Annotated in this window: 8 protein-coding genes; 2 read left to right on the top strand and 6 right to left on the bottom strand. The window is 71.0% G+C overall.

Going from position 1 to position 10,639, the window contains the following annotated elements; all coding sequences use genetic code 11:
- The 6 genes from HPY23_RS03655 to HPY23_RS03630 form a co-directional block, all read right to left on the bottom strand.
- On the bottom strand, window positions 1–448 hold a 448-nt coding region (locus tag HPY23_RS03655; protein ID WP_200649560.1), incomplete at its 3' end, for a DUF559 domain-containing protein.
- Between the two features lie 15 nt (window positions 449–463).
- Entirely contained in the window at window positions 464–1,879 is a 1,416-nt protein-coding gene (murC, locus tag HPY23_RS03650) for a UDP-N-acetylmuramate--L-alanine ligase (RefSeq protein ID WP_060847006.1), read from the bottom strand.
- A 42-nt stretch (window positions 1,880–1,921) separates the two neighbouring features.
- On the bottom strand, window positions 1,922–3,037 hold the full coding sequence (locus tag HPY23_RS03645) for a UDP-N-acetylglucosamine--N-acetylmuramyl-(pentapeptide) pyrophosphoryl-undecaprenol N-acetylglucosamine transferase (RefSeq protein ID WP_060847005.1): 1,116 nt from the start codon (window positions 3,035–3,037) through the stop codon (window positions 1,922–1,924).
- Window positions 3,038–3,176: 139 nt separating this feature from the next.
- Complete coding sequence (locus tag HPY23_RS03640; RefSeq protein WP_048429079.1) at window positions 3,177–4,316, bottom strand: FtsW/RodA/SpoVE family cell cycle protein; 1,140 nt, start codon at window positions 4,314–4,316, stop codon at window positions 3,177–3,179.
- 121 nt (window positions 4,317–4,437) lie between these two features.
- Window positions 4,438–4,680 (bottom strand): hypothetical protein, encoded by a 243-nt coding sequence (locus HPY23_RS03635; RefSeq protein WP_060847004.1) that lies wholly within the window; start codon window positions 4,678–4,680, stop codon window positions 4,438–4,440.
- 201 nt (window positions 4,681–4,881) lie between these two features.
- The gene (locus tag HPY23_RS03630; RefSeq protein WP_060849342.1) at window positions 4,882–5,499 is read right to left on the bottom strand and encodes a ParB-like protein; all 618 of its coding nucleotides are present in this window, start codon (window positions 5,497–5,499) and stop codon (window positions 4,882–4,884) included.
- A 522-nt stretch (window positions 5,500–6,021) separates the two neighbouring features.
- On the opposite strand from HPY23_RS03630, the gene HPY23_RS03625 reads away from it, so the two are divergent.
- The gene (locus HPY23_RS03625; RefSeq protein ID WP_091881681.1) at window positions 6,022–7,314 is read left to right on the top strand and encodes an efflux RND transporter periplasmic adaptor subunit; all 1,293 of its coding nucleotides are present in this window, start codon (window positions 6,022–6,024) and stop codon (window positions 7,312–7,314) included.
- A 13-nt stretch (window positions 7,315–7,327) separates the two neighbouring features.
- The gene (locus HPY23_RS03620) at window positions 7,328–10,465 is read left to right on the top strand and encodes an efflux RND transporter permease subunit (RefSeq protein WP_091881678.1); all 3,138 of its coding nucleotides are present in this window, start codon (window positions 7,328–7,330) and stop codon (window positions 10,463–10,465) included.
- Window positions 10,466–10,639: the final 174 nt, after the last annotated feature.

Here is a 10,639-nt window from a genome sequence, read left to right as displayed (position 1 = left end):
TGGACGGGGACACGGCCCTCTCCCCGCCCGCGGGGAGAGGAGAAACCCGCGCTTCATCCGTCCCGAAACAGCCCTGCCCCGAACGGGGAGAGGCGGCGGAGCGGCGCTCCAGGATGGAGGCCGAGATCGTCTCGAGGACGCCTTGCAGATTGCGTGCGACCTCGCCGTTCCAGAACCGGAGCACGTGCCAGCCCTGCGAGGTCAGCCAGGCGTCGCGCTCACGATCATAGGTGCTCTCGGCGTGCTGGCTGCCGTCGAGCTCGACGATCAGCTTCGCCTCGCGGCAGGCGAAATCCGCGAAGTAGCGGCCGGCGGGTAGCTGGCGCACGAACTTGGCCTCCGACAGGCGCCGGTCGCGCAGCCGCGACCACAAAGCCCGCTCGGCATCGGTCTGGGCCCGCCTCAGGGTGCGGGCCCGCGCCGTACCGGGATCGTCGGGGCCGCGCACCGGGGCGTCAGCGGCTCACGCCGCCTTCTCGCCGCTCGCGGCGAGCTCGCCCGGCAGCGCGTAGGCCCATTGCGTGATGTTGCCGGCGCCCAGGCACACCACGTAGTCGCCCGGGCGCGCGAGACCGCCGACGATGCCGGCGAGGTCCTCGGTGCGCTCGAGCGCGATGGCGTTGCGGTGGCCGCGGGAGGTGAGGCCCGCCACCAGGGTGTCGCGGTCGATGCCCTCGATCGGCGCCTCGCCGGCGGCGTAGACCGGGGCGACGATCACCGTGTCGGCGTCGTTGAAGCAGGTGCAGAAATCGTCGAACAGCGAGGCCAGCCGCGAGTAGCGGTGCGGCTGCACCACCGCGATCACGCCGCCGTCGGTGGAGGCGCGGGCGGCCTTGAGCACCGCACGGATCTCGACCGGGTGATGGCCGTAATCGTCGAAGATCTGGACGCCGTTCCACTCGCCGGTGCGGGTGAAGCGCCGCTTGACGCCGCCGAAATTGGCCAGCGCCTTGCGGATCGCCTCGGGCGACACGCCGAGCTCGTGGGCCACCGCGAGCGCCGCGGTGGCGTTGAGCGCGTTGTGCTTGCCCGGCATCGGCAGGACGAGCTCCTCCATCTCCATCCGGAAGCCGGGGCGGCGGTCGCGGATCATCACCCGGAACCGGCTCTGGCCGCCCTTCAGGTCGACGTCGAGCAGGCGCACGTCGGCCTGGGGGTTCTCGCCGTAGGTGACGATGCGCCGGTCCTCGATGCGCCCGACGAGGTCCTGCACCGTCGGGTGGTCGATGCACATCACCGCGAAGCCGTAGAACGGGATGTTGTCGATGAAGGCCCGGAAGGCGTCCTTGATCGCGTCGAACGAGCCAAAATGGTCGAGGTGCTCGGGATCGATGTTGGTGACGATGGCGATGTCGGCCGGCAGCTTCAGGAAGGTGCCGTCGGATTCATCGGCCTCCACCACCATCCAGTCGCCCTCGCCCATGCGGGCGTTGGTGCCGTAGGCGTTGATGATGCCGCCGTTGATCACCGTCGGGTCGAGCTCGCCGGCGTCGAGCAGGGTGGCGACGAGCGAGGTGGTGGTGGTCTTGCCGTGGGTGCCGGCCACCGCGACGCAGGACTTGAAGCGCATCAGCTCGGCCAGCATCTCGGCCCGGCGCACCACCGGCAGGCGGCGCTCGCGGGCGGAGACCAGCTCCGGGTTGTCGCGGCGGATCGCGGTCGAGACCACGACGAGGGCGGCGTCGGCCAGGTTCTCGGCCCGGTGGCCCACGAAGGTGCGGATGCCCTTCTCGTTCAGGCGGCGCACGTTGGCGTTGTCGGAGGCGTCCGAGCCCTGCACCGTGTAGCCGAGATTGTGCATCACCTCGGCGATGCCGGACATGCCGATGCCGCCGATGCCGATGAAGTGGATGGGTCCGAGCTTGTTCGGCAGCTTCATGGAAGTCGGGGTCCTTCGCGTGTCTTCTTGTTCGAACGGCCGTCAGCGGGCCGAGAGGGCGGTCTCGACCACCAGGGCGGCGAGGCGCTCGGCGGCGTCGGGCAGGCCGGCGCCCTTGGCCGCCGCCGCCGCCGCGGCGAGCCGGTCCGGATCGCCGAGCAGCGCACCGAGGTCGGCGGCGAGCCGCTCAGGGGTGAAGTCCGTTTGTGGTGTGGGGAAGGCGGCGCCGATCCGCCCCAGCACCGCGGCGTTGGCCGCCTGGTCCTGGTCGAGGGCGCCGGGCAGCGGCACCAGGATCGACGGGCGGCCGATCACCGCGAGCTCCGCCACCGTCGAGGCGCCCGAGCGCGCGACCACGAGGTGGGAGGTCGCCATCTTGGCCGGCAGGTCCTTGAAGAACGGCGCCACCGTGAAGGCGGAAAGACCCGCGCCCTCGTAGAGCGCCTGGACCCGGGCGAGATCCTCGGCGCGGGCCTGCTGGATCACGGTGAGGCGGGCGCGCAAGGGGGCCGGCAGCCGCACCACGGCGTCCGGCACCACGTCGCTCATCACCCGGGCGCCCTGGCTGCCGCCGAAGGCGAGGAGCTGGAGCGGGGCGTCGGCGCCGAGCGCCGGGTAGGGCATCGCGCCGGCCGCCAGCACCGCCGGGCGCACCGGGTTGCCGGTATGGACGCGCCGGGCGGTGGCCTTGGCGGGCACGCCCCGCACCTCGGGGAAGCCGGTGGCGATGATCGTGGCGGCGCGGGCGAGGAAGCCGTTGGCCCGGCCCATCACGGCGTTCTGCTCGTGCAGCAGCGTCGGCACCCGCAGCATCTGGGCGGCCAGCAGCGGCGGCACGGTCGGGTAGCCGCCGAAGCCGACGACGACCGCGGGGTTGAGGCGGCGGATCTCGCGGAGCGCCGCCGCGAAGCCGCGCCCGAGGGTCGCGAAGGCCGTGAGCCGGCGCAGGGGCGAGCGCCCGCTCGACGGGGTGGCGGAGGGCACCGCCACGATCTCCGAGGCCGGGAACTCGCCCGACAGGGCCGCCACCCGGCTGTCGGTGGCGAGCGCGACCCGGATGCCGCGCTCGCGCAGGCGAAGCGCCAGGGCCTCGGCCGGAAACAGGTGGCCGCCGGTGCCGCCCGCCGCGAGCAGGACGAGGGGTTGGGCGACCGTCATCGGGCGGACGGGGCGAGGCGGAGGAGGGACATGCGGTCTCCGGTCGGATCGGGTGGCCCCCCGTGTGTCACGGCGGGGCGGCGAGGTCACCCCTCGGGGCGTCCCCGCGGGAAACGGCGCGAACGGCGCGGGGCGACGATCAGTGCGCCTGGCCCTCGTCGCGGTTGAGGAGCGTCGTGCGCGGCCGGCGCCGGGTGAGGGCGACGAGGAAGCCCATGCCGAGGGCGAGCGAGATCAGCGACGAGCCGCCGTAGGAGATGAACGGCAGGGTCATGCCCTTGGCGGGCATCAGACGGGTGTTCACCGCCATGTTGATGCAGGCCTGGAGGCCGAACAGTGCGGTGAGACCGGTGATGGCGAGCCGGCAGAAGATGTCGTCGCTGCGCCGCGCCAGCACCAGGCCGCGCATCACGATGAAGGCGAACAGCAGCACGATGGCGATGCAGATGATGACGCCGAACTCCTCGCCCGCCACCGAGAAGATGAAGTCGGTATGGGCGTCGGGCAGGTGGCGCTTGGCCACGCCCTCGCCCGGGCCGGTGCCGAACCATCCGCCCGAGTTGAAGGATTCCTGCGACCAGAAGGTCTGGAAGTTGTCGCCCGAATCCTTGTCCATGAAGCGCTGGATGCGGGCGCGCACGTGGGGCAGGAACTCGTAGGCCGCCGCCACGCCGAGGAGGCCGGCGCCGCCGAGGCCCGCGACCCAGAACCAGTGCAGCCCGGCGACGAACACCATCGAGCACCACACCATCGTGACCAGCATGGTCTGGCCGAAATCCGGCTGCAGGATCAGCGGCACGATGGTCATCGGCAGGAGCAGCACGGCGAGCGTGCCGCCCGGCATGTCGCGCCGGCGCGCGCCCTCGGCGAAGGCCCAGGCGGCCAGGATCACGAAGGCGGGCTTCACGAACTCGGAGGGCTGGACGCCGATCGAGCCGAACTGGATCCAGCGATGCGCGCCCTTGATCTCCGGCCCGTACTTGGTGGCCGCGATGCACAGCACGATGCCGAGCCCATAGGTGACGAGCGCCATGCGCCGGATGTGGCGCAGGGACAGGAACGACACCGCCAGGATCAGGGCGATGGTCGGCAGCAGGTACATCACCTGCCGGTTGAGGAAGTGGAAGGTCGGCAGGCCCAGGCGCTCGGCCACGGGCGGACCGCCGGCCATCAAGAAGACCAGCCCGGCGGTCATCAGAACGCCGAGGCCGGCGAGCAGCGCCCGGTCGACCGTCCACCACCAGTCGCCCAGATGCGAGCGTTCCGCGCGGGACATCATGGCTTGCAAGGACCCTCGTTCACCAGCCGCGACCATCGGACGGAATGGTAAACCGAGTGTTGCCGCCTCGCCGCAGCGGCCGGGACAGCCGCGACATCCCTCGGATGTCGGCCGGGGCCCGTCAGCCCTGGAACATGCCGTGCGGGGCCGGCGCGAAGTGCCGGGCGTACTCCTCCTCCAGGGTCTCCCACGGCATCAGCATCACCCCGTGCAGCGGGGCCGCCCCGGCGCTGAGCGCCCCGAAGCGCCGCAGGATCAGGGCGAGCTCGTAGGCGGTGATGTCGGGCTTGGGCTCGAAGCGGTAGAAGTGGGTCTCGTTGTCGACCGGCTCGGCGCCGATGCTCTTCAGGAGCGAATCGAACATCGCGAACGTCCCCCCGTCTGCGGCGCGTCGCGCGCCGTCGGAGAGGTTAGGCCGGATGGGGGAGTGCGGCAAATGAACTTGATGGGAGGTGGGCGCCTTTGCGTCACCGCCCCCGGGGAGGCCCACCCCGAGGACCGCGGCTGCCGCCGCGCCCTCGGCGCGCCGGACGCTTGGGCGCCTGTGGGCGCCTGTGGGCGCATCCTATCCCTCGTGCGGCCCGCTCCAGCCCGGCAGGTACGCGGCGTCCTTCGAGCGGGCGAGCTCCATCGCCTCGTTGAGGGCGTCGGAGAAATCGTCCTTCACGTCCTTGCGCTTGATGTTGCGGCGCAGGAAGTCGGCCCACAGGAACTCGCTGAACGGCGTCGTGTCCTTGGCGAAGCCCCCGGCCCGGCGCAGCTCGCCGGCGAGGCTGCGGAAGGGATCGTCGGCGAGGTCCTCGATGCGCTTGGGCATGTCGCCGACGTCGCGGCGCAGGCCGTGGGCGTCGTAGGGATGGACCCAGGCGCGGTGGTCGGCCACGACCCAGAACGCGTCCTTCTCAAGGTGGTGCAGGTCGGCCACCACGGTGGTGAACACGCTCTCGACCCCCTCCTCCTGCAGCGCGCGGGTGAGGTGGTGATGGTCGATGACGTAGCGCTTCTTCTTCGGCCCGAGCAGGACCGGGATCATGTGCGAGCCGAGGAAGGCCTCCCGGTCCTTGTCCGCGACCTCGCGCCAGCGCTTGCGCTTGGCCGCCACCTCCCGGTAGCCGACGGTCATCTGCGTCGGCCGCAGCTCGGCGATCGGCACGCTGTGGAGGATCGGGTCGCGGACGGACATCGTGGCCTTGGTCCCTGCTGGCACGCGGAGCATCCGCGCTTGGGCGATGGAAATTGGTCACACCCTCCCTTGCGTCAAGCGGACGGGGCGATGCCGCATGGTCGAGAGAGCCGGCTCGACCGGATCTAACGACTTAATCCATCCCGATCGAAAATTTTTTCGCTTCGGCTCAAGTCATTGAAGCGTTGCAAATATTCCCGCTTTTCGGCCGTCGCGGCAGCCCCCTGCCCGGCCCTCGCGGCATCGGCGCGGCCCCGCCCGGACGTCCTTGACTCGGCTTCGGTTTGCTCGCCAAGAGACGACCACCGGACGTCGCCCGCGAGGCGGCGCCTCGGCCCGGATCCTGCACCGTCATCGCCTTGACGCAACGGAACGGCAGGACGCCGGCAGAATCCGGTAGTGAGGCACTGAAGGGAACAGGGGCCGGCCGACCCGGGATCGATCCGGACTCCTCCCGCCGTCGCGGGCGGCGGCGGGGATCCGGGGCCGGGCCGCTCTCCCCGGGCGGATGGTCGGCGCGCGATGGACACCCAAACCCCTCAGAGCCCGCCGGTGCGGCGGCGCGGCCGGCTCGCGGTCCGGCTCCTGGCGATCCTCGTCCTCGCGGGCGCCGGCCTCGCGATCTGGCGCGTGCCCGCCCTCGAGCCCGTGCGCGAGCGCATCGCCGGGCTGCTGACGCAGCGCGAGAGCGTCGAGGGCCAGGCGCCGGAGCCCGGCGAGACCGCGGTCCCGGCCTTCCGGCCGAGCAAGCAGCAGCGGGCGAGCTTCGGCATCGAGACCGTGCAGGCCCGGGACTTCCGGCCCGAGGGCTTCGCGGAGGGGCGGATCGGGGTCAACGAGGACGACAACGTCCCGGTCTACACCCCCTATGCGGGCCGGGTGACCAAGGTGATGGTCCGGGCCGGCGACCGGGTGAAGGCCAACCAGGTGCTGTTCACCCTGGAGGCCGCCGACATGGTCTCGGCCCTCAACGACTTCCAGGCGGCGACGAACGCGCTCGCCAAGAACCAGGCCCTGCTCAAGCTCAACCAGACCGTGGCGGCCCGGCTCCAGGAGCTGTTCCAGGCCAAGGCGGTGGCGCTGAAGGACTGGCAGCAGGCCCAGAACGACGTCATCGCGGCGCAAAGCGACCAGCGCTCGGCCGAGGCCGCGCTCCAGGCGGTGCGCAACCGCCTGCGCATCCTCGGCAAGTCGGACGCGGAGATCGACGCCTTCGGGAAGAGCGGGGCGATGAGCCCCGAGACCGAGATCCGCGCGCCGATCGGCGGCACCATCGTGCAGCGCAAGGTCGGGCTCGGCCAGTACCTCGCGGCGGGCAGCGACCCGGCCTTCGTCATCGGCGACCTCTCGACGGTATGGCTCGTCGCCAACGTGCGCGAGAGCGAGGTGCCGCGGATCAAGCTCGGCCAGGAGCTGGAGGCGAGCGTGATCGGCTTCCCCGACCGGGTGTTCAAGGCGAAGATCGGCTACATGGCCGCCGCCCTCGACCCGGCGACCCGGCGCCTGCCGGTGCGGGCCGAGATCGACAACGCCGAGGGCCTGCTGCGGCCCGAGATGTTCGCGACCTTCACGATCCTCACCGGGCGCGACGAGCGCGCCCCGGCGATCCCCGCGAGCGCGATCGTCTACGAGGGCGCCCGCGCGCGGATCTGGGTCGAGCAGCCGGACGGCACCATCGTGTCGCGCAACGTCACCCTGGGGCTGTCCGGGGGCGGCCTCGTCCAGGTCGTGAACGGGCTCAGCCTCGGCGAGCGCGTCGTGACCCGCGGCAGCCTGTTCATCGACCGGGCCGCCTCCGGCGACAAGGCCTCTTAGGGACCGCGCCCGCATGAACCGCCTGATCGACTTCGCCCTGCGCCAGCGGGTGCTGGTGCTGCTCCTGTTCCTGGCGATGCTCGGGATCGGCTACGCCAGCTTCCAGCAGCTCAACATCGAGGCCTATCCGGACCCGGTGCCGCCGCTCGTCGACGTCATCACCCAGAATCCGGGCCAGTCGGCCGAGGAGATCGAGCGCTACATCACCATCCCGCTCGAGGTGCAGCTCGCCGGCATCCCGAACGCCAAGGTGACGCGGACGATCTCGGTCTTCGGCCTGTCGGACGTGAAGATCCAGTTCACCTACGACTTCACCTACCAGGAGGCGCTGCAGCGGGTGCTCAACCGGCTGTCGCAGCTCTCGCCGCTGCCCAACAACGCCCAGCCGCAGATCTCGCCGACGAGCCCGATCGGCGAGATCATGCGCTACCAGGTGGCGGGCCCGCCGGGCTTCTCCTCGACCGACCTCAAGACCCTGCAGGACTGGGTGCTGCAGCGCCGCTTCAAGGCGATCCCCGGCGTCGTCGACGTCTCGGCCTTCGGCGGCAAGACCAAGGAGTTCGAGGTCGCGGTCGACCTGCACAAGCTCCAGGCCCAGGGGCTGACCCTGGTCCAGCTGGTCACGGCGCTCAACAACTCGAGCACCAATGTCGGCGGCCAGACCCTCAACGTCGGCGAGCAGTCGGCGGTGGTGCGCGGCATCGGGCTCATCCGCGACATGGACGACATCCGCAGCACGATGATCAGCCAGGTCGGCGGCGTGCCGGTGCTGGTGGGCGACGTGGCCGAGGTCCAGGTCAGCAACGCGCCGCGCCTCGGCATGGTCGGGCACGAGAACGACGGCGACATCGTCGAGGGCATCGTGCTCCTGAGCCGCGGCGGCCAGAGCCTGCCGACGATCCAGCGCGTCGAGGCCGAGATCGAGAAGATCAACGCCTCCGGCATCCTGCCGCCCGGCGTGCAGGTGGTGCCGCTCTACGACCGCAGCGCGCTCATCCACACCACCACCCACACGGTGATGCACAACCTCGTCTTCGGCGTGGTGCTGGTGTTCCTGGTGCAGTGGCTCTTCCTCGGCAGCCTGAAGAGCGCGATCATCGTCGCGGCCACGATTCCCTTCGCGCTCGGATTCGCCATCGCCATCATGGTGGCGCGGGGCGAATCGGCCAACCTCCTGTCGCTCGGCGCGATCGATTTCGGCCTCATCGTCGACGCGACGGTGATCATGGTGGAGAACATCTTCCGCCACCTCGCCGAGCACAAAGGGCCGGCGAAAGCCGGCAGCGGGCTCAAGCTCGGGCTGATCGCGTCGGCCGCCCGCGAGGTCAACCGGGCGATCTTCTTCTCCGCCTCGATCATCATCGTGGGCTTCCTGCCGCTCTTCACCCTGACCGGCGTCGAGGGCCACATCTTCGGGCCGATGGCGAAGACCTATGCCTACGCGCTCGTCGGCGGACTCATCGCCACCTACACGGTGTCGCCGGCGCTCTCGGCCCTGATCCTGCCCAACCACGTCGAGGAGCGCGACACCATCGTGGTCAAGATCCTGCGGGCGCTGTTCCGGCCGCTCCAGGGCTTCACCCTCGACAACCGCATCCTGACCATCCTGGTGACGGTGGCGATGCTCGGCTGCACCGGGGTGGCGATGCGCACCCTCGGCCTCGAGTTCCTGCCGACGCTCGAGGAGGGCAACCTCTACATCCGCGGCACGATGCCGGCCTCGATCTCCCTGGAGGCGGGCAACCCCTACGTCGAGCGGATGCGCAAGCTGATCGGCTCCTACCCGGAGGTGACCACGGTCGTCTCGCACCAGGGCCGGCCCGACGACGGCACCGACGCCACCGGCTTCTTCAACGTCGAGATCTTCGCCCCCCTCAAGCCCGCCGACCAGTGGCGGCCGGGGCTGACCAAGGAGAAGCTGATCGAGGAGATCTCGGGGCGGCTGCGCGAGGAGCTGCCCGGCATCGAGTTCAACTTCTCCCAGTACATCCAGGACAACGTCCAGGAGGCGGCCTCGGGCGTGAAGGGCGAGAACTCGGTCAAGATCTACGGCGGCGACCTGCAGGAGATCACCCGCACCGCCGAGGCGGTGAAGGCGGCGCTCGCCACGGTACCGGGGGTGACGGATCTGGCGGTGTTCACCTCGCTCGGCCAGCCGACGGTGCGCATCGACATCGACCGGGCGCGGGCCGCCCGCTACGGGCTGGCGCCCGGCGACATCGCCACCACGATCTCGGCGGCGATCGGCGGCCAGACCGCCGGCGACCTCTACGAGTACGGCAGCGACCGCCACTTCCCGATGCGGGTGCGGCTGGCGCCGGAATACCGCCGCTCGCTCGAGACCATCCGCAACATCACGGTCGGGGCGGCGTCGCCGAGCGGCGGCGTGGTCCAGGTGCCGCTCTCCGAGATCGCCCGGGTCCAGCTCGTCTCGGGCGCCGCCTTCATCTACCGCGAGAACCAGGAGCGCTACATCCCGGTCAAGTTCAGCGTGCGCGGGCGCGACCTCGGCGGCGCGGTGATCGAGGCGCAGCGGCGCGTCGCCGAGCAGGTCGAGCTGCCGGCCGGCTACCACCTCGAATGGGTCGGCGAGTTCAGCAACCTGCAGGGCGCCATCGCGCGGCTGAAGCTCGTGGTGCCGCTCACCATCGGGCTGATCGCGCTCCTGCTCTACGTCAACTTCGCCTCGCTCACCGACACGCTGCTGACGCTCAGCGTGATCCCGATGGCGCTGATCGGCGGCATCTTCGCCCTGGTGCTGACCGGCACGGCGTTCTCGGTCTCGGCGGCGATCGGCTTCATCGCGCTGTTCGGCATCTCGACCATGGAGGGCGTGATCCTGCTCTCCTACTGCAACCAGCTGATGGACGAGGGCTGGGCGCGGGCGCAGGCGATCCACCACGCCGCCGACGTGCGGATGCGGCCGGTGATGATGACCTGCGTGGCGGCCTGCGTCGGCCTCCTGCCGGCGGCGATCTCCACCGGCATCGGCTCGCAGGTGCAGAAGCCCCTGGCGCTGGTGGTGGTGGGCGGCATCCTGCTCGCTCCGATCCTGATCCTGGTCGTGCTGCCGGTGCTGATCGCGGCCTTCTCGCGCCATCGTCCACGCCTGCCTGTCGCCCCGGTGCGACAGCCCGAACCGGCGGAGTGAGCTAGATGCAGCCCGGTTCCGACACGCCCGCTCCTGCCGACGCCAGCATGCCCCACACCGTGCGCGCCCTCCTGCGCCTCGCGCCCATGCCCGCCGCCGCCGTCGCGGCTGCGCCCGCCGCCGCGCGCGACGACGCCCCGATCCGGGTGTCGGTCGCCGCGGACGACCGGGCCG

This window comes from Methylobacterium ajmalii (genome assembly GCF_016613415.1).
Lineage (GTDB): Bacteria > Pseudomonadota > Alphaproteobacteria > Rhizobiales > Beijerinckiaceae > Methylobacterium > Methylobacterium ajmalii.
The sequence above is the reverse complement of the archived record's forward strand: the minus strand, read 5'-3'. Positions and strand labels throughout refer to the sequence as shown.